This window comes from Bacillus sp. FSL R5-0709 (assembly GCF_038004785.1).
Classification (GTDB): domain Bacteria; phylum Bacillota; class Bacilli; order Bacillales; family Bacillaceae_G; genus Bacillus_A; species Bacillus_A mycoides.
Map to the genome: position 1 here is coordinate 4,308,438 of NZ_JBBORT010000001.1, position 22,620 is coordinate 4,331,057.

Sequence of the window (22,620 nt, forward strand, 5' to 3'; positions counted from 1 at the left end):
TTTAAAATTCTGTTAATTTTTATTAAAAAAATAATTGGACTACCTACCACTAAATGAAGGCTTACGTTTTTCTAAAAACGCTGCTACGCCTTCTCTTCCATCTTCACTCGTAAATACTTCACCAAAAATCTGTGATTCACGCTGTACACCTTCATAATAATGAGACGATTTTGTCGTTTGTAATAACTCTAGCACAGCACGAGTTGTTGCTGGGCTTTTTCCAGCAATCTGTTTTGCAATTTTAAGCGTATCTTCTAAAATGGATTCTTCAGAAAACACTCCGTTAACAAGTCCCCATTGTAATGCTTCTGCACCAGTAATTGGTGTACTTGTTAACATCATTTCACAAGCTTTCGCTTTACCAACATAACGTGGTAAGCGCTGTGTACCTGCAAAACCAGGAATTAATCCAAGTGTTAATTCAGGTAAACCAAGCTTTGTACTTTCAGTTACAAAGCGCATGTGGCAAGACATAGCAAACTCAAGGCCGCCGCCAAGTGCCGCTCCATGAATTGCCGCAATAACTGGTTTTGAGCATTTTTCAACACGCTCAAACGTAACTTGTCCAAGCTGTGCTAACTCTGTTGCTTGCTTCGCTTCAGTAACAGATGTAAATTCTTTAATATCTGCCCCTGCTGAGAAGAAGCGTCCTTCACCATGTAAAACAACAACACGAATGTTATCATCCTTTTCCACTTGATCGATTAATTCAGTAACATCATGCATAACTTGTGAAGACATCGCATTAGCTGGCGCATGATTTAACGTCGCCACCGCGATATGATCTTCAACTTTTACAGATAGGAATTTCAACATGATCCCTCCCATTATTGACGATAACCACAAGCTGCAATAAGTAGCCCATGTACCGTTTTTGAAAGTGCGACCAGATCATACTTATGATCGCTCATTACCCAATTGGTCACAACTTCATCTACTGTTCCAAAGATCATTTGTCTTGCCACGCGAACGTTTAAATCCGCCTGAAATTCACCTTGCTTTATACCTGTCTCTAAAATCTCATCCATAACTTGTAAGTAGCCTTTTAATACTTCATTTATTTTAAGGCGCAAGTCTTGATTGGACTGCCTTAGCTCTAATTGCGTAACGATAGCAAGAGGATCATTTTGTGACAACAGCAAGAAGTGCGTTTCTACCAACATGAATAACTTCGCTACAGCGCTTTCAATTCCTGCTATTTTTTGACGAATTGTTTCAACAAATTCTCCCATCTTCTCTTGGAATAAGGATATTAATATATCTTCTTTATTTTTAAAATATAAATAAATCGTGCCATCAGCTACCCCAGCTTGCTTTGCAATTTTAGAAACTTGCGCTTGATGGTATCCATTCTCCGCAATCACAATGACTGCAGCATCAATAATCTGATTGTATTTCGGTCTATTTTTCTTCACTTTACTGTCCCCTTCAAGAAGATGACTGAATGAATAGTCATTCATATTCTTATAATACTGACTATTTAGAAAAGTGTCAATCCTATTTTTTCAAAAAGAAAGGGCCTTAGCCCGTTTGCTCATCCTCATTCTTTCTCTTCTCTTCATCTATTAGGACACGACGTAAAATTTTTCCGACTGTCGTCTTCGGCAACTCACTTCTAAACTCATATACCTTCGGAACTTTGTAAGCTGCTAAATATTTACGTGCAAACTGATCTAATTCTTCTTCAGAACACTCAGCGCCTTCTTTCAAAACAACAAACGCTTTTACAGTTTCCCCTCGATACGGATCAGGAACACCGATTGTTACCACTTCTTGCACCTTTTCGTGTTCATATAACACTTCTTCTACTTCACGAGGATATACGTTAAAGCCACTAGCAACGATCATATCTTTCTTACGATCTTTCACATAGAAAAAGCCATCCTCATCCATGTATCCTACATCACCTGTATGGAGCCAGCCATCTTGCAGTACAGCTGCCGTTTCTTCTGGCTTATTCCAATACCCTTTCATAATTTGTGGGCCCTTTACAACAATTTCACCAATTTCACCTGGAGGTAATGAATCTCCTGTTTCAAGTGACATGATGATTGCCTCTGTATCCGGCCACGGTACCCCAATACTTCCCGGCACACGCTTTTCCCACAAAAAATTCCCATGTGTAACTGGTGATGACTCCGTTAATCCATAACCCTCTACTAATTTACCACCTGTAACTCTCTCAAACTCCTCCTGCACTTCTACAGGAAGCGGTGCAGAACCACTAATACAAGCCTGAATTGAAGAAATATCATATTCTTTTAAAAGAGGACTATTTAATAGAGCAATATAAATGGTTGGTGCTCCTGGAAATAGTGTAACTTTATGTTTCTTAATTGCTTCAAAAACCATTTTCATATCAAACTTCGGAATAAGCACCATTTTATATCCTTGCATAATACTTAAATTCATTACAGCTGTCATCCCGTACACATGAAAAAACGGAAGAACACCAAGAATTACCTCTTCTCCTTCTTTACAATTATATAACCAATGCGCTCCCATTAAAGTGTTCGAAACGAGGTTTTTATGCGTTAACATAACCCCTTTTGGAAACCCTGTCGTTCCCCCTGTATACTGCAAAAGGGCTAGATCATTTTCAGGATCACATGAAACTTCAACATCAGCATTACTTTCTCTTTCTACCGATTTCCAAAGATGAATCGTTTCGCTTTCCGACACATTCACAACAAGATTTGCCTGCTTTTTTTGTACAAATGGATAAAGTAAATTTTTAGGGAATGGTAAAAAATCTGCAATACGGGTTACGATAATATGCTCAAGCTTTGTTGCCGTTTGAACATTAGTAACTCTCGGAAACACTAAATCCAGGCAAAGAATAACTTTTGCCCCTGAGTCATGAAGTTGGTACTCAAGCTCTCTTTCTGTATAAAGAGGATTCGTTTGTACAACAATCCCCCCCGCAAGCAAAGTACCATAATAACCAATTACAGATTGCGGACAATTCGGTAACATAATCGCAACTCTATCGCCTTTTTCAATACCAAGCCTTTGAAGGTAATTCGCAAATTTCTTTACCTTGTCATGGAAATCTGAAAATGTAACATCTTTACCTAAAAAGTGAAGCGCTTTCTTTTCTGGATAACGAGCAGCCATTTTCTCTAAATATCCATGAAGTGGCTGAATATCATATGAAATCGTACCTGGGATTTCCTCTGGATAACTCTGCAACCAAGGTTTTTCCACTCTCATTCCCCCTTCCAATACTTGTGAAAATAAATGAATGTTCATTCATGATGGTTGTTTTCATTATATTATAGTCGTAACATCGTTACAATCATAATATTCTGACTTTTTTATAACTATGCTTTACTTCCTTAACTTCTTATTATATGTAGAAACTCTCCTAATTTTAAAAGAATAAGAGAGTTCACGTTACTTAGCTTAATCTTATAATCGTTAAAACTGCACCAGGTGTAGTCGTTGATAACGTGGCAACAGCTAACAATCCAAACAACTGCAAACTAATTGCACTCCCCGCTGCAAGAGTCGTAATAATTGTTGCACTAAATGAAGTCGTTGCTAATGCAGGAGAGTTGATAGTCCCAGCAAGCGGTGCCCCATTAATTGTAATTCGCGAACTGACTAATAATGAGGCCGTTATATTAATTGTATATGAAATATAATAATTCCCTGCATTTGCGGCCGTAAATACTGTGTTCCCCCCCGACACTGTAATTCCTGGACCGATATTCTGATTATTTGGAAGTGGGACATTTGTCCCACCAAGTAATACTGATATTGCCGTACCCGATGTATTATTCGCAAATGCATACGTTGCCGTGATACTTGTACCTGTTACTCCCGTCGCTCCTGTTTCACCTGTTGCTCCCGTTGCTCCTGTTGCTCCCGTTACTCCTGTTGCTCCCGTTACTCCCGTCGCTCCTGTTTCACCTGTTGCTCCTGTTGCTCCTGTTGCTCCTGTTGCTCCTGTTGCTCCTGTTGCTCCTGTTGCTCCTGTTGCTCCTGTTGCTCCTGTTGCTCCTGTTGCTCCTGTTGCTCCTGTTGCTCCTGTTGCTCCTGTTGCTCCTGTTGCTCCTGTTGCTCCTGTTGCTCCTGTTGCTCCTGTTGCTCCTGTTGCTCCTGTTGCTCCTGTTGCTCCTGTTGCTCCCGTTGAACCTGTTGCTCCCGTTATTCCCGTTGCTCCTGTTGCTCCTGTTGCTCCTGTTGGACCTGTCGCTCCTGTTGGGCCTGTTGCTCCTGTTGGGCCTGTTGCTCCTGTTGCTCCTGTTGCTCCTGTTGCTCCTGTTGCTCCTGTTGCTCCTGTTGCTCCTGTTGCTCCTGTTGCTCCTGTTGCTCCTGTTGCTCCTGTTGCTCCTGTTGCTCCTGTTGCTCCTGTTGCTCCTGTTGCTCCTGTTGCTCCTGTTGCTCCTGTTGCTCCTGTTGCTCCTGTTGCTCCTGTTGCTCCTGTTGCTCCTGTTGCTCCTGTTGCTCCTGTTGCTCCTGTTGCTCCTGTTGCTCCTGTTGCTCCCGTTTCGCCTGTTGGACCGAACTTAGGAACTGTCCCATCGCAACTAAAACAGCATGAATCAACATGCACACCATTTTGATTATTACATCCACAATATCCATTTGCATTATTACTCCATAAAGACATGTTGACCCTCCTTCGTGTTCGATTTTTTAAGTAAGCCCACTAATTAAAAATATCTTTCTAATAAAAATCAGTTTTTATTTTCCTTATCAACTACCCGCTCTGGAACAAACCTTTTATAAACAAAGTTTTTTTCCTTACATTCTAATAAATATTACATGCAATACGCTCTCCCTTCGCTTGTACTTTCGCCTTCCTCATTAAAGGAATTTCAGCTCCTTCAACCTTGATACACGTATGCACTTCAATACGATATATTAAAATTCGTATAAATCGTATATCAGATACAAACAACAAAAAAAGGAGAAAAAAGAAACAAAAGCGGACAATACAAATCAAGCTATAACAATTAAACACGCTGAAGGGGAAACGAAGTTAGATAAATCAGCGAAAAAAGTTGTTGTACTTGAGTGGGGATATTCAGAAGACTTATTAGCACTTGGTGTTCAGCCAGTATGGATGGCAGACATTAAGAATTATAATACATGGGTAAATACAGAAACAAAACCGAGTAAGGATGTTGTAGATGTTGGGACACTTCAACAACCAAACTTAGAGGAAATCAGCCGTCTAAAACCAGATTTAATTATCATAACTTCATTCCGTGGTAAAGCAATTAAAAACGAATTAGAGCAAATCGCTCCTACAGTTATGTTCGATCCATCAACAAGCAATAACGATCACTTTGCAGATGCAAAAGCGAAGCTTTAATCAGTGGGGGTTTTACTGTCCGTTAATGCGGGATAAAATTAATATAAGCTTTGTAAATAAAGTATATAACAATTGAATACATGATTATATTAAACACACTTCGTTTTAAAGTTAACTGTCTCTTTAATTTCTTATCCTGTAACCTTAGTTCTATTCCGCTTGCCATTTTCAATCCACCTACTATTTGAAATAGCTCTCTGTAATCATCAGCGTTTCCTAACAATACGTATTCTCTATTATTTTTATACTTTATATACAGAAATTCACTACCACCTTTACGGTCTAATATTGTTTTCATAGAAGCTATTTCATTTAATAAACATACCTTTAGATCAACGTCATTATAATAACGATCGACAAAAAACACGTACAATCGTTCATTTGTAACGATTAGCATATTATTAATACCGAAGTTCATTGCAAGAACGCCTACCCCTAAGCTCATCGCTGTTCCTGTCTGCCAATTTTTCACGCGAGGATTTTCAGCAAACATACTATATAAAATCTCTTCACTTCCCTGTAATCCTTCTTTTACAACCTCATGACATCGTTTCATTAAAATTTTTTTTGTTACAACTTCTTTTGTACGATTTATTTTCTTTTCATCTATTTTTTCATCATTTATATCGTCATCTACAAAATCATCACTATACTGCAAATTATTTAATTCCTGAAGGAACTTTTCTTTATTCATCCCTATTCCCTCCCAACATCTTCTTCAATTTTTTTCTCCCTCTTGAAAGCCTGCTATACACCGTATCTCGTGTCATACCGAACTCAAGCGCTATTTCTTGTACACTATATTCATCTAAATACCTTTTTATAAAAATTTTCTTATCTTCTTCGTTCAATTCTTTAATCAAAACGAAAAAATTACAATCTAGCTCTTCTTTTTTTAAATTAACATTTTTTCCTTCTACATATATGTCTTGCTGAAACTCTTGTAATTGATAGACCTTATTACTTTTTCGTTTATAATCAATGGCTTTAAATTTCGCAACAGATATAAGCCAATTTCTAAACTTCCCACGATTTTCATCATAACTATTAATGTTGTACCAAACGATTAATAAAATATCGTCAACACATTCATCCACTAGCACCTTACTCTGTGCCGTATCTAAAACACTATGAACCACCTTATAAATTAAATCTCCATATTGATCAATGACTGTATGTAACGCTAACATGTCTTGTTTTCGAAGACCTTCTACTATTTCTATATCCTTCACCCTTATCACCACTCTTTACTCCATTCTCTATTCATTATATATACGAATGAATAGAGCGGTTTTCTGACACTTTTACAAATATTCTCTAATTATTTTTATATTGTAGCAATGCTTAATTAAGTATCGCTTATGAAACAGGGATTATATTATCTCTCACGAATTTAATATACGAGCGAAAAACAGGAGGGATAACTATGTACCAAACTATTGAAGATTTTTTAACATCATGGACATACGAGGCTGAGTCTACTCAGAAGATGCTCGATGCATTAACCGATGAATCTTTATCACAAGAAATTGCACCTGGGCACTGGACTTTAGGGAGAGTCGCTTGGCATATCGTTACAGCACTTCCTATTATGCTATCAGGGACAGGACTTAAGTTTGAAGGAGAAACGAAAGATTATCCTGTACCAACTTCAGCAAAAACAATTGCAGATGGGTATCGCAAAGTGAATACGGCTTTTATTGAAGCACTTCAAAGTGAGTGGACCGATAAAGACTTAGCTACTATTAATAACTTCTTTGGTCGTCCTATGCCGAATTCTATATTTTTAATGACACTCATCAATCATCAAAATCACCACCGCGGACAGATGACTGTTTTAATGCGTCAAGCTGGCTTAACAGTCCCTGGCGTTTATGGTCCTGCAAAAGAAGAATGGGCTGCTACTGGAATGGAAGCTCCCCAAATGTAACGACAGAAAAAGACAAGGTGTTTATGCACCTTGTCTTTTTCTGTAACTTGTTTCATGTGAAACTATTTTCTACTAAATGGTATTTTATGAGAAAATACGTTAAGATAAATTCATATTAATTGGAGGGAACTAAATTGAATACAAAAAACAAAAAAATAACAATAAGAACTCTCTTACTAACTTCTATCATTGGAGTTATCGGTGTATCTCTTTATTTCACAAGTTATGGTACCCCTTGGGGAAAACAAACAGCAGTTACGGAATCAAAAGAATATATTACAAAATACTTTGATCTAGATGCAGAAGTCAAAAATACTTCTTACGATTCTAAAATGGATAGCTATGCAATCGCCTTTGAAACAATTGAAGATGGAGAGTTTACTATCGAATATAAAGGTTCTAATAACTTTAACATTTCTCCAGGAGTGCAAGAGTATTTAAGCAAACACTATAAATTTACAGAGTAGTAACGAAGCATACATATACAAAAAAGAGTTGGTATAACGCCAACTCTTTTTTACGTATTCTTGTCATACTGTTATATCTTCCTTCTCTATATTTTTAATTCCGTAATATGCAATCGCAACTCCAATCGCTGCAAATGTGAATTGAAGAGGAAGAAACGTCGCTATAGGAAATATGGGCGGGTTATTAATTGCGATTAATACAACGATAATAGAAGAAACGATTGTAGCTGGCACAGAACGTTTACGCATCCCGAAATATAGAGGAATTAAGCTTATTCCTGCCGTGGCAATGGCTAAAGGAATAAGATTTATCCCTTCTTGAATCAATTGATCTACTGTGAATGAATTAGGAAGAATTGAAAAATAACTATCTATCCCAAAGAAAATTCCTACTACTAAAATGTTCGATAAAATAACTGTTATAAATGTTAATGTCGCTGTAATAGCCAACTTACTAGCCATCATTTTCTTTCGGTTAATTGGATAAGAAAACATGAGTAGTATTGTTTTACTTTTATATTCATCAATTATTAACTTGGCTATTAGTACGCCACCAAAAATAATAAATGTTGCTCTTACTAACGCACTAGCCATCGACAAAATTATCTGCGGATCCCTTATTTTTGGATCCCCTTCTATTTGAGCAACGATACTAACGAAGATTAGTAGTGCCAGTATAACGATATTTGCAATAACCGCTCTCTTCACATACCATCCAAGCTTAAACTTCCTCAATTCTAGCTTCATAAGACGTAGCATGATAGTCCTCCTTTCATGTAAGCCACTGAAATTAACTTAAAATTGCAATTACTATTATTTTTTTCACTATTCATACCCCAGTTCGTTGTTGTTTTAAGCTTGCTTCACGCCACATCAATCTTGTCGATTTTACGATATGAAAGATAACTAATAAAAATCCCTAATAAACAGAGCACTATTGGGATAGCGATAAAATTAAACATACTTACTTGACCGTTTCCAGAACCAAAGTTACTACTAATTAGCATCCCAATTATTACTGCAGAAGTAATTGTTGTCGGTGTCGATTTCTTTCTCATCCCAAAAAATAAAGGAATTAAACTTATACCAGATATCATAAATGCATTTATAAAAGTAGCTGGAACGATAGCTATTATTTCACCTATCGTAGCTGGCGTTTCAATCAGCCCCATCATTGGACTCACAAAATATACGAGTAAACTAATACTGAAAGTAGCGATAATCGTGCTCACAAAACAAAAACAAAAAACAATTGTTAATTTCGCCCTCATTAGCATTTTTCTTTGCAGTGGGTACATAAACAATAGTTGTATTGTTTTGTTCTTATACTCATCAATTATTAAACGTGATAAAATGACCGAACTAAAAATAATGAATGTTATCCTAATAACAGTGTTTATTAAAACCATTTGTTGCGTGAAGTCAGAGAATAGCCCATCTACCTCGTCTTTCGCTCCCAACGCCATGAGGTTTACTACGGTGAAAATTGCTATAATACAAATTGCTACACTTTTAAAATAACTAGATAATTGATGTTTCTTCCATTCAAGCTTCATTAATTTAAACATGTAAACCATGCCTCCATTCCTTATATAACTGCCTCTACGCTACTAACATTCTAATTCCAGCAGTAACTACGCTTAACATTCCTATCACTAATAAAATTAAAATCCATTTCCGCTCAGGTTTTCTATAATATAAAATCCCACTTATGAACATTACAATCAATCCACTTACTAGATTCACTAACAATCCATTAAGCATGAATGCCCTCTCCATCCATTACATTTAAGAAATATTCTTCTAAGGAACTATGTTTCTTATTAATACTTTCAATTTCTACATCGTTCATAATAAGTGCTTTTGAAATAGCTTGCTGAGACGCTGCCGTATCATACACACGAATCATATTTCCACTCATTATTTTGTAATTTTTTATACCGAGTTTATCTTCTAAAATATAAGCTGCACGCTTCACATCAGGAACAGTAATTTCAATGTACTCTGTTTGTTTTCCGTTAATACTCTTCATTGAAACTTCTTTTATTAGCTTTCCATTTTGAATCATACCGATTGTATCTGCCATTAGTTCCATCTCGCCTAAAATATGACTAGAGACTAATAACGTAATACCATATTCTTTGCAAAGCATTTTAAATAAATCTCGTAACTCTTTAATACCAATTGGATCTAAACCATTAATCGGTTCATCTAAAATGAGTAGTTCTGGCTTTGTCATGATCGCCCTTGCAATACCAAGTCGTTGCTTCATCCCTAATGAAAAATCTTTTACTTTTTTATCATCTATACCGTGCAGTTTTACTAAATTTAAAGCATGATCAATTGCGTTTTTATCGTAATACCCCATATATTCACAATGTAATTCTAAGTTTTCCTTCGCCGTTAATTTATCATAAAAGATTGGATATTCGATAATTGTCCCCATTCTTTTTAATACTTCATAAGATGTGTCTGTTAACTTCTCACCGAAAATTTCAATATCACCGCTCGTCGGTTTTATTAAATTTGTAATCATTTTCATAATCGTTGTTTTACCTGCACCATTCGGCCCTAAGAAACCGTATATCTCTCCTTTTTTCACATGCATGTTAACGCTAGAAATTACTTCTTTCCCTTTAAACACTTTCGTTAACTGATTCGTTTTTAATATATATGTCATGTCACTATCTCCTTTCGCACTACCTTATACTTCTATAATAGACAACGGAATTCTCTTTTTTCTTACCCGTTCCTTACAAATTCCTTACGCTGAAAAAAAGCTTGTAGAATCTACTTCTCTACAAGCTAAAACAGCATCTTTTTTAATACAACAGTAAAAATTGTTTTTTCATACGGCTTACTAGAAAGATGTATTTTTCCATCCATCGCTTCCACAAGTCTTTTCGTAATCGTTAACCCTAAACCGCTCCCTTGGTACAATCTATTTCTGGAATCTTCAAGTGTGTACATACGCTCAAACACTTTATCAATATGAGATTCATCAATTCCTTTTCCTGTATCCCATACATCTATATACACACTCGTTTCATCATCTCTTAACGTCACACCAAGTGTCTTTCCATCGTCTCCATATGTAATTGCATTGGATATTAAATTATTCAATACTCTACCTAATACTTCTACATTTCCAAGTGCAAATATATTTCTTTCTGGTATATCAATATGAACTTGAAATCCTTTCGTCGTCACTAAATCATAAAAAGATAAAATCTTCTCGCGGCAAACTTCATTCATATTTACTTTTGTCATCTCGATTGCTTTGTCACCGGATTCTAATTTTGCTAAATCAAAAAACTTATGAATCAGTTCCATCACTTCTAGTGTTTTTACATGCACCTTTTCGAGTAATATTTGCTGCTCTTCCTCATTTATCGTTTTATCCTTATTTAACATTTCGGTATATCCCAGAATAACTGTTAGTGGTGTTTTCAAATCATGTGAAATATTTGAAAGCATTTTTCTCATCGAAATTTCCACTTTCGCATGATCTGCATTCGTTTTCTGTTTTGCATCTAATAAATGATTAATCGCCACTAATAACTTTTGCAATTCTAGATCATCTGTCATAATTAATAGCTTCTCACCAGTTTGTTCTTTTACAATTCGATTTAACTTCTCATACGTGTAGCGTAAATTCCTACTACTATTTTTTCTAATTTTATATTGCACGTAAATAACGATAAGCAATATAATAATCACCACTGTTAAAAATACAACCATACTACATCACTTCCAACTTATAGCCGATGCCCCATAATGTTTTAATATATTCTGGATTAGATGGATCACTTTCAATTTTCTCACGTAATCTTCTCATATGAACATTAATAACGTTATCGTCACCGTAATACTCTTCATTCCAAACTAACGTATATATTTGTGCTTTTGTAAATACACGATTTTGATTCTTTAAGAACAGTTTTAAAATCTCAAATTCTTTTAACGTAAGTTTGAGATGCTTCCCATTTTTTTCAACCGTAAAATTAATTGGATCGATTGTTAAATCACCAATCTGAATCCTCTTTTCTGTTGTTTCTGTAGCCGAATATTTCGTAGACCTCCGAATCCCCGCTTTTACACGTGCAGCCAATTCAATCATAGAAAATGGCTTACAAATGTAATCATCTGCTCCAAGTCCTAATCCAACAGCTTTATCAACATCTGTATCTTTTGCCGACATCATTAAAATTGGGACGGCACTTTTTTCTCGAATGATTCGCACAACCTCTAAGCCATCTAACTTTGGCATCATAATATCGAGAATGATCAAATCAAATGAACCTTTAAAAAATGCGGTAACTCCTTCTTCTCCGTCAGATGCGATTGTAACTTGAAAGCCTTCTTTTATTAAATATGTTTCAACCATCTCCTGAATTGAGATATCATCTTCAACTAATAAAATATGATGTGACATATTTCTATCCCCTTTTTTTTACAAACATTAACATTTTAATTGTATCGTAACGAATGAATACTGGAAAGAATTATATGAATTTTCAAACCAACTTCCCTTCCTTCCCTAACAATGATATGATGAAATTCACTACTATTGTTCATAATTAACTTTATATAAAGGAGACTTATCATGTCAGAAAACAAAAAAGTAAGCTTAGCTGATTTAATGCGCGAACAACTTGCAAAGAAAAAGCAAGGAAATGGAAACGGCTCAAATAATGGAAGTCAAAGTCAAGAAACGAAAAAATTACAAAACCAACAAACGAAGAAAACAAACAACCAACGTAGACGTACAGGTGTATAAATGAACGGGCAAAAACGATCTAACATTTCATCAGGCCTTGAAGTTGATATTGTATTAAAACAAGATCAACGTACAGGCAAGCTAACAAGAGGAATTGTAAAAGATATTTTAACTAACTCACCCTCTCATCCGCACGGCATTAAAGTACGATTGCAGGACGGGCAAGTTGGCAGAGTCCAAAATATCATTCAATAAGAAAAGGAGCTCATTTAAACTTGAGCTCCTTTTCTTATTTTCATTAACCTTTAATTTTTTCGATGAAAACTACTTTTAAATAGTCTCCCTCTTTAAATTGATCAATTGTACGGAAATCTTCTGGTAAAGAATGTTCTTCTAATATTTTATATTTACCGTTCATTTCTTTAAATGCTGTATCGATAAAGCCATTAAACTTTTTCATATCGAATGCGCTACAATTTGTAGAAGCAACGATAATACCGTTATTTTCTGTAATGGCAATTGTTTCTTTTAATAAGTTTTTATAATCTTTCGCCGCACTGAACGTATATTTTTTCGAGCGTGCAAAGCTTGGGGGATCAAGTACAACCATATCAAATTTCATCTTTTTCTTAGCTGCATATTTGAAATACAGAAATACATCTTCTACAATAATATCTTGTGCTTCATAATCAATTTCATTTACACTAAACTGCTCAATCGTTTTACTTAAACTACGATTTGCAAGGTCCACACTTGTTGTTTTACTTGCACCGCCAAGCGCTGCAAATACAGAGAAAGCCCCAGTATAAGAGAACATATTTAAAACCGTTCTTCCTTTTGCATATTTATCACGAATTTGTTTTCGAACGTTACGCTGATCTAAAAACACACCAACCATCGCCCCGTCATTTAAATATACAGCAAAGTTTACACCGTTCTCTTTTACGATAAGTGGGAACTCACCGCGCTCTCCTGCGACAAAATCATCACCTTCAATGTATTTCCCTTTCGTATCAAAACGCTTTTTCTCATAAATCCCTTTGAAATTTGCTACTTTTTGAAGTGCTGCTATAATCTCATCGCGGAAAGTATAAACCCCTTCACTATACCAACTTATTACGTAATAGCCGTCATAATAATCGATGATTAAACCACCAAGGCCATCGCCCTCACCATTCAGGGCACGAAATGCTGTTGTATCATTTGATTTATAAAAATCTTTTCGTTTATGTAAAGCAGATTTGATTTTACTTTCAAAGAAAGGTTGATTAATTTGCTCTTTCTCTTTTCTCGTTAAAATCCATCCATATCCTTTATTTTGTTTTCCATAATAGCCTTTTCCGATGAATTGGTTCTTCTCATCTACTACGTTGATGATTGTTCCTTCTTCACGTACATCATTTAAATTTTGAATAGCATCTTTTAAAATAAGTGGATATCCACTTTTAATTTCTTTTATAAACTTCGGTTTTATTTTTATAGTTACTTCAGATCGCATGTAATGTCTTCCTTTCCATTTGAATGCTTTCTAATTAGTAGGAAGCAATGTAAAAAACGAGGCTGAAAAAAGCCTCGTTTCACTATACCATATTATTGCTTTGCTAGTACAACTAGCTCATCCTCTCACATAACCGAAAAAAAATTATATATTTCATTATTACTATTGACAATGATAATGATTTTCATTATCATTTAATGTATATGAGTTCTTGAAAATAAAGGCTACATTTATAGGAGGAATAAACATGATTATTGTTACAAATACAACTAAAATTACAAAGGGAAATGGCCATAAATTAATTGAGCGTTTTAATAAAGTGGGTAAAGTCGAAACAATGTCAGGATTTTTAGGATTAGAAGTTCTTTTAACGCAAAATACAGTTGATTATGATGAAGTAACAATTAGCACTCGCTGGAATGCAAAAGAAGATTTCCAAGGTTGGACAAAGAGCTCAGCATTTAAAGATGCTCACTCACATCAAGGCGGGATGCCAGACTATATTCTTGATAATAAAATTGCTTACTATGATGTAAAAGTTGTACGTATGCCAATGGCTGCAGCACAGTAAGCATATTTCTTTTTTAAAGTATAGAATATGAAGAGTGTTACCACTTCTCATATTCTATACTTTTTTTATTTAATGTCTTTTTACTAGTTTCGCATGTACTACTAATCTTCCCGCTTCTGGATCAAGTGCATAGTCACACGTCGAGAGTGTTACGATTTGATCACTTTCTGTCACTTTTGTATCCGTTTTGTACAGCGATTTTTCTTGAATTTTCTCCAAAAATGATGTGTATTCCGTATCACTACTAAAATCCGTTTCAATGTAATAAAAATCAGTTGTTGTTGTATACACCGAAAACACTTCAAGATCATATCCTTCAAATAATGTATCGTAATATAATTTACGATGCGACATGAAGAAATCTTCATCCAACATTTTCTTTAAACTTCCAAACATAGAACCATCTTTCATACGGTGACCATATAAAATAGTATTTCGATTTTGAGATTTCACATCATTACGATAGTCCATAAAAATGCTTCCTGCTCTCATATCTTCACCTTTATAATTTCGAAATAAATAGTAATCATTGTCTTTTGCTTGAACGATTGGATAATTAATTTGTGTATCATCCATCGTAATCCATCCAACTATTTCTTGGTTAATTTGCTGCAGAACTTTGAACTGTTTACGTACTTCCCCGTCTTGTGATTGCTCTTCCATCGGACTTTTTTCATAAATGTTTTGTGCTTCGGCCATTACTTTACGATTTTCATAGTAATCCATGAAAATATCACCTAATTCATATACTGAATAGAAAAAGGTACCTAAAAAAACAACTGTAAGTATTCGTTGAAAAAAAGAATTCTTCTTCCTTTCTTTTTTGCTACTCAAATTATCACCTCAAAACGGATTGTTCGCATGTTTAAATACCCATTGGGACCATATACAATCCTGTATCTTCATCTTGCTTTACAACGACATCTACACCGTATATCGTCTTTATCATACTTTCTGTCACAACATCATTCGGCTTGCCTTTTGTAACAATTTCGCCGTCTTTCATAACAATGATATGATCACTATAGCGAATCGCCTGATTAATATCGTGTAATACCATAACGATTGTCAATCCTTGTGCTTCATTTAATTCTTTTACTAACTCTAATATTTCAAGTTGATAATAAATATCTAAATATGTTGTCGGTTCATCTAAAAAGAGCATTGGCGTCTTCTGAGCTAACGTCATGGCAATCCAAACACGCTGTCTTTCTCCACCAGATAAAGCATGAATTTCCTTATCACGTTTACTTAGCAAATTCGTACATGCTAAAGCCCTTTCGATTGCTTCGCTATCCTCATCCGTTTGTGTAGAAAAAATATTTTTATATGGCATACGCCCAAAACTCGTCAATTTTTCAACTGTAATATCTGCTGGCGCCTCATTTTGCTGATGAACGACCGCTAGCTTTCTAGCAAACTCTTTCGGCTTATACTGGCTAATAGCTTTACCATCTAGCATTACTTCTCCACTACGGGGATCATGATTTCGCGACATAACACCTAGTAATGTTGATTTCCCACAACCGTTTGGACCAATAATTGTTGTAATTTTACCAATTTCTATTTCACTACTAACCGACTTTAATCGATCCGTTACATTATCATACGAAAAGGTTACATTTTTAATTTCCATGAACTTTATCACTCTTTCTAAGCAAGAATATTAAGAATGGGCCACCAATCACTGCCATAATCGTCGCTGCTGGAATTTCGTTAGGTGGCACAATTAACCTTCCGATCGTATCCGCCGTCAAAATTAATAACGCTCCTGCAAGAGCAGAAAATGGAATTAATACTTTATGATCCGAACCGACTAGTTGTCTTGAAATGTGCGGAACGAGTAATCCTACGAAAGCAATAACACCTGCAATCGCTGTTGATACTGCTGCTAAAAGTACTGCAATAGCAGAAATAATAAGACGAACTCTCGTCACGTGCAAACCTAAGTTTTTCGCAGTCTTATCTTGTAGCGATAATAAGTTACACCAAGCTCCTACAAACAGAGCAAGAATAAGACCAATTGTTCCATATGTAACCATTATTTCTACATCGCCCCACGTCTTCATCGTTATGTTAGAAGTCGTCGTTTGCTTAATACTCTTAATGAAGTATCCGCAAATCGTAATGAACGATTCATTTAATCCAGTGAACATTGCATTAATAGCTATACCAACTAAAATAATGCGAAGCGGACTTAACCCTGACTTCCATGAAAATGCATAAACGAGATAACATGCAAACGCACCACCTAAAAAGGCGAATACTGGTGTCCAGAAAAAGAATTGCGGGAATAACGTAATAATAACAAGTGTCATAAAACTTGCTCCTGAAGATATCCCGATTACCCCAGCATCAGCGAGTGGGTTTTTCATAACAGCTTGAAAAAGCACACCCGAAACAGCAAGAGCTGCTCCAGTAAATAGTGCAATAATAATACGTGGGAAACGTAAATCTTTAATCACTTCAACATCTTCATTTCCCCCTGTAAATATCCCTTGTACAAGCTCAACAATACCTACTTCTAAACTCCCTTTCGTTGCTGACAATGATGTCATAACAATAAGCAATACAGTAACAATGAAGAAACTCCAAAATTTTTTATTCATGCTAATCTTCCTTTATATTAAAATGCATCACGGATACATCATTTTTTTCAATTCATCTAGCGCTTCAGTCGCTGCTAAATTTCCTGTCGTTCCAAATAAACGCTCTTCTAAATCGTAAACACGATTATTTTTAACTGCAGCGAAGTGTTTCCAAATATCATTTGTTTTAAATTCTTTATCAAACATTTTTACAACTTCATCAGGCATACCATGTGCCGCTCGTAAAATAATGTCTGGATCAGCTTTTTTTAAATACTCTGTATTAGAAGCTAAATACTCTACTTGTTCACCTTGTACAATGTTTTTACCACCTAATTGTTTCACTAAATCTCCAATATAAGAATGCTCTGTTGCTACTAAATAACTCCCCGGTACACCTAATAAAATAAGCACTGTCGGTTCTTTCTTTCCCTTTACTGCTTTTTGAATCTCTGCAACCTTGTTATCTAACTTAGTTACAACTGCTTCAGCCTGCTTTTCACGTCCATATTGCTTACCTAAATTACTAATGGAATTTTGCATATTTTTTAAACTTGTTAGATCTAAAAAGTTTGCTTTCATACCTACACCATCAAAAACTGGCTTTAATTCGTATTCAAGTGTTGTCACGGATAATACTTCTGACGGCTTTAATGATTTTACCTTTTCCATATCAGGACTCATTGGATTCCCAACTTCAGGTAAACCTTTATATCTCTTTGGTAAATCTTTAGTACTTGTTGGTACACCAATTAAATCTACTTCTAACGCATCCATAATTTCAGTAACAGCAACTGTCGTTGCGACAATCCTCTCTTTACCCTCACTCTTTACCTGCTTCGCTGTTTCTTTTTTGGGCGCCTGGCATCCAGCTATACTCACTAATAAAATGATAGCCATTAGTACACTTGCAATTTTCTTCACTCTTAATCACCACTCCTTTCCAAACAATATGAAACAAGTCTTGATGCATGCAAACATGCATCAAGACTCCAAAAATTACAATCTACCTGCTCTATATTTGCGAACTAGTAAAGCAAGTGAACCGAGCAGTAGCACCATGTATAAACCTAGTTGTGCTGTATCTGCCGTTTTTGAGTTTTTCTCTTTTTTTGGATCATTTTTTTGATCTTCTTTTTTCTTCTTATCATCTGCATTTCGGTTAAAATCAGGATTATCTACTTTTTTTACATTATCTACTTTCGGTGTAATCACTGGATTGTTCGGATCATTTTTCGGATCTTTTTTTGGATCCTCTTTAATTGTTCCTAACGCACCAATATTATTTGTATCAAATTGAATTTGGACATCGTAGAAATGATGGTAGTTCATCTCATCAATGTCTACTTTCACTTTTGCATTTAATTTTTTAAATAAATCTTCTACTTCAAATTGTACTACTCGCGTATTTGCATTTTTATCTTCACTTACTACTTTTGCATCAGCAAAAAGACTATTGCTTTCAGTTTGGAATTTCGTAATCCACGCACTATTTTTCAACGTCATTTCAATGTACTTTTTACCATCTTTTATGATCAATTTCGCTGGATTTACAGTATAGTCATGCATCTTCGAAAACTCATCTGTCTTGTCTTTTAACACTTTAAATGTAATGTCATATTGACCATCTATTAAATTTTTTGGATCAATTATTACTCTCGGTTTGTTAGTTCCCTCTTTGTTATCATTTCCGCCTTGGTTATTATTTCCACCTTGGTTATCGTTTCCACCTTGGTTGTCGTTTCCGCCTTGGTTATCGTTTCCACCTTGGTTATCGTTTCCACCTTGGTTCCCTAAAGCTTTGATACTATCTTGATCAAATACAAATTGAACATCGTAGAAATGGTGATAATTCATTGAATCAATATCTACTTTTACTTTTGCATTTAATTTTTTAGACAAATCATTTACTTCTACTTCTACTACTCTTGTATTTTGCTCTTTATTTTCACTTAATACTTTTGCATTAACGAACGAGCCATTCTTCTCAAAATCAAACTTTGTAATCCATGTACTATTTGTTAATGTAAACGATACATATTTCTTACCATCTTTTACTTTCAATACACCTGGGCTTTTTGTGTATGTATTCATCATTGATATTTCATCTGTTTGATCTTTTAATACTTTAAAGCCAATGCTGTATTCACCGTCTTTAAGAGCGTTTGGATCAATTGTTGTATTATTGCCTTGGTTGTTGTTTCCACCTTGGTTGTCGTTTCCGCCTTGGTTGTTGTTTCCACCTTGGTTATCATTTCCGCCTTGGTTGTCGTTTCCGCCTTGGTTGTCGTTTCCGCCTTGGTTGTCGTTTCCACCTTGGTTGTCGTTTCCGCCTTGGTTGTTGTTTCCGCCTTGGTTGTTGTTTCCGCCTTGGTTATCATTTCCGCCTTGGTTATCTAACGGTTTAATGCTATCTTTATCAAATGCAAATTGAATATCATAGAAATGATGATAATTCATTGAATCGATGTCGACTTTTACTTTTGCGTTTAATTTTTTCGATAAATCTGCTACTTCCACTTCTACTACACGTGTATCAGCTTTCGTATCTTCACTTAATACATTCGCATCAACAAACGAACCATTTTTATCAAATTCAAACTTTGTAATCCAAGCGCTATTCGTTAACGTAAATGATACATACTTCTTACCATCTTTTACTTTTAACACACCTGGACTTTTTGTATATGTGTTCATCATTGATATTTCATCTGTTTGATCTTTTAATGTTTTAAAATTGATGCTGTATTCGCCATCTTTAATTGTTTCAGCATCTGGTTTTTCTACTTCTGGCTTCTCTACTTCTGGTTTCTCTACTTCTGGTTTTTCTACTTCTGGTTTCTCTTCATTTTTAATTTGTTCAAGCTTATCTTGTTCAAATAAAAGTTGCACATCATGTGTTTGCTTATAGTTTCTTGATGCCATTTCGATAAATACTTTTGTATTTAGTTTTTTAGATAAGTCGTTTACTTCAAACTCTACTACTCTTGTATCTTTTTCTTTATCTTCACTCACTACTTTTGCATCAACAAACGCACCATCTTTTTCCGTTTGGAAATTTTTAATTAATGAGCTACTTTTTAGTGTTACAATTGCTTTTTTCTTACCATTTTCTACTTTTAATACCCCTGGATTTACCATGTAAGTATTCATCTTAGATTCTTCATCTGTTTGATCTTTTAACACTTTAAACGGAACGCTGTACTCTCCATCTTTAATTGTTTCAGTATCTGGTTTTTCTACTTCCGGTTGTTTCTCTTCATTTTTAATTTGTTCAAGTTTATCCTGTTCAAATAAAAGTTGTACATTATGTGTTTGCTTGTAACCTTGTGATGCCACTTCAATAAATACTTTTGTATTTAGTTTTTTAGATAAATCGTCTACTTCAAACTCTACTACTCTTGTATCTTTTTCTTTATCTTCACTCACTACTTTTGCATCAGCAAATGCGCCATCTTTTTCCGTTTGGAAATTTTTAATTAATGAGCTATTTTTTAACGTTACAATTGCTTTTTTCTTACCGTTTTCTACTTTTAATACCCCTGGATTTACCATGTAAGTATTCATCTTAGATTCTTCATCTGTTTGATCTTTTAACACTTTAAATGGAATGCTGTACTCTCCATCTTTAATTGTGTTAGAATTTGGTTGTTGATCTGGGTCAGGCTTTTGGTCGGGCTTCTGACTCGGATCCGGATTTTCATTTGGATCTGGCTTATTAGCTGGGTCCTCTTTTTCATTTGGTTGTTCTACATGAATCGGTGTAATACTATTTTGATCAAATGCAATACGTACATCATAGTCATGATGATAATTTAAAAAATCAATGTCTACTTTTACTTTCGCATTTAATACCTTCTCTACATCGTCCACATCAAATTCTACGACTCTTGTATCTTTTTCTTGATCTTCACTAATTACATTTGTCGCAACAAACTGACCACTTTTTTCGGTTTCAAACTTTGTAATCCATGAACTATGTTCTAACGTAAAGGATACTTTCTTTTTCCCATTCTTCACTTTTAAAGTTCCTGGACTTACAGAGTATTGATTCATCATAGATTCTTCATCTGATGTGTCTTTAAGAACTTTGAAACCGATTGAGTATTCACCGTCAGCTAGTTGACTAGCAGCTTGAACTGCAAGTGGTTGTAGCGTTGATACGAATGTGAAAATCGTTAGAAACATTGCAACAACAATTTTAAAATACCTGTTCAATAGAATGACTCTCCTTTTTTAAAAATTTCCAATTATTTAATGCTGTTCCCATCAAATACAAAACGAATATCATATGAAGCGTTATAATTAATAATTGGGATATTAATTTTCACCTTGCCATTTAGTTTTTTTGACAAGTCAGCAACTTCAAATTCTACAACTCTAGTATTCTCTTTTGTATTTTCACTTAACACAGTAGCTTCTACGAATTGACCATTTTTTTCTACTTGTAAACTTTTAATAGAAGTACTATCTTTCACTTTGAATGAAACATATTGTTTTCCATCTTTAACTGTTAATGTTGCCGGACTTTCAAAATAACTATTCATTCTAGATGATTCATCTTTATCGCCTTTCCATACAGTAAAAGCAATATTATATTTTCCATCAGCTAGTTGTGTAGCAGCTTTTGCATCTTGTAACCCTAGTGTTGCTATAAACGTAAATAAGACAGCAAATACGGCAATAATCATTTTAAATTGTTTAAACATATATTCATCGCCCTTCCAAAGATTTATTTACCTAACTTCACTTTACGAACTAAGAAAACACCTGAAATAAGAAGTAATGCTGCAAATAATCCGATACGTGCTTCATCACTTGTTTTTGGGTTATCTGTTTTTTCAGCTTTCCCACTTTCATTTGTTCCTTTATTTACATCTTTGTTTGTTTCTTTGCTTGTTTCTTTGTTTGTTTCTTTGCTCTCTTCTTTCTTCACTTCTTCTTTTACTTGTGTATTTTTTTGAGTTTGATCTTCATTTTTTGTTGCAGCAGTTTCCTTATTCTCTCCACCTACTGCTTTTACATTTGCATCAAACGCAAAGCGAATTGTGTAGTTATGGTCATAATTTACGTTCGGTACAACAACATGAATTTTTACAGCTGCTGGTTTAGATAAGTCGTCTATTTTAAACTCTACAGTTCTTTTATCTGCAGATTCATCTTTACTAACAACTTTTGCATCAACAAAGTTCCCGTTCTCTGGTGCTTTAAATTCTGTAATCCAAGCACTATGATTCATAGGAATTTGTACTCTCATCTCACCATTTTTTACAATTAACTTAGCTGGTTTTTCAAAATAATCATTTGCCATTGAAGCTGAATCATTTTCTGCTTTTTGTATGACATAGTTAATATCGTAAGTACCGTCAGCTACATTTGCCGAAGCTTGTCCGAATGGCACTACGAGAAAAGCTAGCATACATACGAATGTCATAATAAAAGCGGGTAATACCGAAAACTTTCTCATTTACCTTACTGCCTCCTTGTTTTTCTTTTTTGAAAATGATAATTATTCTCAAT

The 22,620-nt window shown here is 35.0% G+C and carries 25 protein-coding genes and 1 pseudogene; 6 read left to right on the forward strand and 20 right to left on the reverse strand.

The genetic code is table 11. From position 1 onward, the window contains the following. Window positions 1-39: 39 nt before the first annotated feature. The 4 genes from MKX37_RS22045 to MKX37_RS22060 all read right to left on the reverse strand — a co-directional run bounded on the left by MKX37_RS22045 (window position 40) and on the right by MKX37_RS22060 (window position 4,618). Complete coding sequence (locus MKX37_RS22045; RefSeq protein WP_002088868.1) at window positions 40-816, reverse strand: enoyl-CoA hydratase; 777 nt, start codon at window positions 814-816, stop codon at window positions 40-42. Window positions 817-827: 11 nt separating this feature from the next. Next, window positions 828-1,415, reverse strand: coding sequence for a TetR/AcrR family transcriptional regulator (locus tag MKX37_RS22050; RefSeq protein ID WP_012261773.1), 588 nt, complete (start codon window positions 1,413-1,415; stop codon window positions 828-830). Between the two features lie 106 nt (window positions 1,416-1,521). Next, the gene (locus MKX37_RS22055; protein ID WP_002167615.1) at window positions 1,522-3,207 is read right to left on the reverse strand and encodes a long-chain-fatty-acid--CoA ligase; all 1,686 of its coding nucleotides are present in this window, start codon (window positions 3,205-3,207) and stop codon (window positions 1,522-1,524) included. A gap of 193 nt (window positions 3,208-3,400) precedes the next feature. Then, a complete protein-coding gene (locus MKX37_RS22060) occupies window positions 3,401-4,618 on the reverse strand; it encodes a BclA C-terminal domain-containing protein (protein ID WP_341089250.1) in 1,218 nt (405 codons plus the stop codon). A gap of 276 nt (window positions 4,619-4,894) precedes the next feature. Between MKX37_RS22060 and MKX37_RS22065 the strand changes: the two are divergent. After that, window positions 4,895-5,308 (forward strand): annotated as a pseudogene (locus MKX37_RS22065) (ABC transporter substrate-binding protein); the annotation flags it as partial. Window positions 5,309-5,348: 40 nt separating this feature from the next. Here the strand turns inward: MKX37_RS22065 and MKX37_RS22070 are convergent. Together MKX37_RS22070 and MKX37_RS22075 are read right to left on the reverse strand one after the other, a co-directional pair. Next, window positions 5,349-6,020 carry a hypothetical protein gene (locus MKX37_RS22070; protein ID WP_002165017.1) on the reverse strand — a complete coding sequence of 224 codons (672 nt, stop codon included), beginning with the start codon at window positions 6,018-6,020 and terminating at the stop codon, window positions 5,349-5,351. Then, entirely contained in the window at window positions 6,013-6,567 is a 555-nt protein-coding gene (locus MKX37_RS22075) for a sigma-70 family RNA polymerase sigma factor (protein WP_050001079.1), read from the reverse strand. The genes MKX37_RS22070 and MKX37_RS22075 overlap by 8 nt, the downstream gene beginning before the upstream one ends. A gap of 185 nt (window positions 6,568-6,752) precedes the next feature. Between MKX37_RS22075 and MKX37_RS22080 the strand changes: the two genes are divergently transcribed. After that, window positions 6,753-7,256: a DinB family protein gene (locus MKX37_RS22080; protein WP_002015442.1), complete on the forward strand. Its 504-nt coding sequence runs from the start codon at window positions 6,753-6,755 to the stop codon at window positions 7,254-7,256. Between the two features lie 134 nt (window positions 7,257-7,390). Further along, window positions 7,391-7,723 (forward strand): YfjL-like protein, encoded by a 333-nt coding sequence (locus MKX37_RS22085; protein WP_002165015.1) that lies wholly within the window; start codon window positions 7,391-7,393, stop codon window positions 7,721-7,723. 63 nt (window positions 7,724-7,786) lie between these two features. Here the strand turns inward: MKX37_RS22085 and MKX37_RS22090 are convergent, their stop codons facing one another. The 6 genes from MKX37_RS22090 to MKX37_RS22115 form a co-directional block, all read right to left on the reverse strand. After that, window positions 7,787-8,482, reverse strand: coding sequence for an ABC transporter permease (locus MKX37_RS22090; protein ID WP_002184878.1), 696 nt, complete (start codon window positions 8,480-8,482; stop codon window positions 7,787-7,789). Window positions 8,483-8,586: 104 nt separating this feature from the next. After that, window positions 8,587-9,291 (reverse strand): ABC transporter permease, encoded by a 705-nt coding sequence (locus MKX37_RS22095; protein ID WP_002165013.1) that lies wholly within the window; start codon window positions 9,289-9,291, stop codon window positions 8,587-8,589. Between the two features lie 34 nt (window positions 9,292-9,325). Further along, window positions 9,326-9,487 (reverse strand): hypothetical protein, encoded by a 162-nt coding sequence (locus MKX37_RS22100; protein ID WP_002184877.1) that lies wholly within the window; start codon window positions 9,485-9,487, stop codon window positions 9,326-9,328. Then, window positions 9,480-10,403, reverse strand: a complete 924-nt coding sequence (locus MKX37_RS22105; RefSeq protein WP_002184876.1) for an ABC transporter ATP-binding protein — start codon at window positions 10,401-10,403, stop codon at window positions 9,480-9,482. The genes MKX37_RS22100 and MKX37_RS22105 overlap by 8 nt, the downstream gene beginning before the upstream one ends. Before the next feature lie 125 nt (window positions 10,404-10,528). Further along, the gene (locus MKX37_RS22110; protein WP_002184875.1) at window positions 10,529-11,464 is read right to left on the reverse strand and encodes a HAMP domain-containing histidine kinase; all 936 of its coding nucleotides are present in this window, start codon (window positions 11,462-11,464) and stop codon (window positions 10,529-10,531) included. A 1-nt stretch (window position 11,465) separates the two neighbouring features. After that, the gene (locus MKX37_RS22115; protein ID WP_002184873.1) at window positions 11,466-12,158 is read right to left on the reverse strand and encodes a response regulator transcription factor; all 693 of its coding nucleotides are present in this window, start codon (window positions 12,156-12,158) and stop codon (window positions 11,466-11,468) included. A gap of 171 nt (window positions 12,159-12,329) precedes the next feature. Here MKX37_RS22115 and MKX37_RS22120 point away from each other — a divergent pair, with 171 nt between their 5' ends. Then, window positions 12,330-12,503, forward strand: a complete 174-nt coding sequence (locus MKX37_RS22120; protein WP_002015431.1) for a hypothetical protein — start codon at window positions 12,330-12,332, stop codon at window positions 12,501-12,503. Beyond that, on the forward strand, window positions 12,504-12,698 hold the full coding sequence (locus tag MKX37_RS22125; RefSeq protein WP_001014315.1) for a YwbE family protein: 195 nt from the start codon (window positions 12,504-12,506) through the stop codon (window positions 12,696-12,698). 43 nt (window positions 12,699-12,741) lie between these two features. On the opposite strand, the gene MKX37_RS22130 is transcribed toward MKX37_RS22125, so the two are convergent. Continuing rightward, on the reverse strand, window positions 12,742-13,941 hold the full coding sequence (locus MKX37_RS22130) for a class I SAM-dependent rRNA methyltransferase (RefSeq protein WP_002067464.1): 1,200 nt from the start codon (window positions 13,939-13,941) through the stop codon (window positions 12,742-12,744). Between the two features lie 247 nt (window positions 13,942-14,188). Here MKX37_RS22130 and isdG point away from each other — a divergent pair, with 247 nt between their 5' ends. Beyond that, window positions 14,189-14,512: a heme oxygenase gene (isdG, locus tag MKX37_RS22135; protein ID WP_002015426.1), complete on the forward strand. Its 324-nt coding sequence runs from the start codon at window positions 14,189-14,191 to the stop codon at window positions 14,510-14,512. Window positions 14,513-14,581: 69 nt separating this feature from the next. Here the strand turns inward: isdG and srtB are convergent, their stop codons facing one another. The 7 genes from srtB to isdC all read right to left on the reverse strand — a co-directional run bounded on the left by srtB (window position 14,582) and on the right by isdC (window position 22,567). Further along, window positions 14,582-15,346, reverse strand: a complete 765-nt coding sequence (gene srtB / locus MKX37_RS22140; protein WP_002129321.1) for a class B sortase — start codon at window positions 15,344-15,346, stop codon at window positions 14,582-14,584. A 31-nt stretch (window positions 15,347-15,377) separates the two neighbouring features. Then, on the reverse strand, window positions 15,378-16,148 hold the full coding sequence (locus MKX37_RS22145) for an ABC transporter ATP-binding protein (protein WP_078421838.1): 771 nt from the start codon (window positions 16,146-16,148) through the stop codon (window positions 15,378-15,380). Next, window positions 16,138-17,121 (reverse strand): FecCD family ABC transporter permease, encoded by a 984-nt coding sequence (locus MKX37_RS22150; RefSeq protein ID WP_050001077.1) that lies wholly within the window; start codon window positions 17,119-17,121, stop codon window positions 16,138-16,140. The genes MKX37_RS22145 and MKX37_RS22150 overlap by 11 nt, the downstream gene beginning before the upstream one ends. A 27-nt stretch (window positions 17,122-17,148) precedes the next feature. Then, window positions 17,149-18,024, reverse strand: coding sequence for a heme ABC transporter substrate-binding protein IsdE (isdE, locus tag MKX37_RS22155; RefSeq protein ID WP_002184866.1), 876 nt, complete (start codon window positions 18,022-18,024; stop codon window positions 17,149-17,151). Window positions 18,025-18,099: 75 nt separating this feature from the next. Next, window positions 18,100-21,318, reverse strand: coding sequence for an NEAT domain-containing protein (locus tag MKX37_RS22160; RefSeq protein WP_078421839.1), 3,219 nt, complete (start codon window positions 21,316-21,318; stop codon window positions 18,100-18,102). A gap of 32 nt (window positions 21,319-21,350) precedes the next feature. Continuing rightward, window positions 21,351-21,809, reverse strand: coding sequence for an NEAT domain-containing protein (locus MKX37_RS22165; protein ID WP_002167601.1), 459 nt, complete (start codon window positions 21,807-21,809; stop codon window positions 21,351-21,353). 23 nt (window positions 21,810-21,832) lie between these two features. Next, window positions 21,833-22,567, reverse strand: coding sequence for a heme uptake protein IsdC (gene isdC / locus MKX37_RS22170; protein ID WP_002184863.1), 735 nt, complete (start codon window positions 22,565-22,567; stop codon window positions 21,833-21,835). Between the last annotated feature and the right edge of the window lie 53 nt (window positions 22,568-22,620).

Bases quoted from the DNA above. Each gene is read 5' to 3' on its own strand.
- MKX37_RS22115 (WP_002184873.1), bottom strand. From the start codon at position 12,158: ATGTCACATCATATTTTATTAGTTGAAGATGATATCTCAATTCAGGAG.
- MKX37_RS22130 (WP_002067464.1), bottom strand. From the start codon at position 13,941: ATGCGATCTGAAGTAACTATAAAAATAAAACCGAAGTTTATAAAAGAA.
- MKX37_RS22095 (WP_002165013.1), bottom strand. From the start codon at position 9,291: ATGTTTAAATTAATGAAGCTTGAATGGAAGAAACATCAATTATCTAGT.
- MKX37_RS22060 (WP_341089250.1), bottom strand. From the start codon at position 4,618: ATGTCTTTATGGAGTAATAATGCAAATGGATATTGTGGATGTAATAAT.
- MKX37_RS22090 (WP_002184878.1), bottom strand. From the start codon at position 8,482: ATGCTACGTCTTATGAAGCTAGAATTGAGGAAGTTTAAGCTTGGATGG.
- MKX37_RS22105 (WP_002184876.1), bottom strand. From the start codon at position 10,403: ATGACATATATATTAAAAACGAATCAGTTAACGAAAGTGTTTAAAGGG.
- MKX37_RS22070 (WP_002165017.1), bottom strand. From the start codon at position 6,020: ATGAATAAAGAAAAGTTCCTTCAGGAATTAAATAATTTGCAGTATAGT.
- isdC (WP_002184863.1), bottom strand. From the start codon at position 22,567: ATGAGAAAGTTTTCGGTATTACCCGCTTTTATTATGACATTCGTATGT.
- MKX37_RS22045 (WP_002088868.1), bottom strand. From the start codon at position 816: ATGTTGAAATTCCTATCTGTAAAAGTTGAAGATCATATCGCGGTGGCG.
- MKX37_RS22080 (WP_002015442.1), top strand. From the start codon at position 6,753: ATGTACCAAACTATTGAAGATTTTTTAACATCATGGACATACGAGGCT.
- MKX37_RS22100 (WP_002184877.1), bottom strand. From the start codon at position 9,487: ATGCTTAATGGATTGTTAGTGAATCTAGTAAGTGGATTGATTGTAATG.
- MKX37_RS22110 (WP_002184875.1), bottom strand. From the start codon at position 11,464: ATGGTTGTATTTTTAACAGTGGTGATTATTATATTGCTTATCGTTATT.
- isdG (WP_002015426.1), top strand. From the start codon at position 14,189: ATGATTATTGTTACAAATACAACTAAAATTACAAAGGGAAATGGCCAT.
- MKX37_RS22125 (WP_001014315.1), top strand. From the start codon at position 12,504: ATGAACGGGCAAAAACGATCTAACATTTCATCAGGCCTTGAAGTTGAT.
- MKX37_RS22120 (WP_002015431.1), top strand. From the start codon at position 12,330: ATGTCAGAAAACAAAAAAGTAAGCTTAGCTGATTTAATGCGCGAACAA.
- MKX37_RS22165 (WP_002167601.1), bottom strand. From the start codon at position 21,809: ATGTTTAAACAATTTAAAATGATTATTGCCGTATTTGCTGTCTTATTT.
- MKX37_RS22145 (WP_078421838.1), bottom strand. From the start codon at position 16,148: ATGGAAATTAAAAATGTAACCTTTTCGTATGATAATGTAACGGATCGA.
- MKX37_RS22150 (WP_050001077.1), bottom strand. From the start codon at position 17,121: ATGAATAAAAAATTTTGGAGTTTCTTCATTGTTACTGTATTGCTTATT.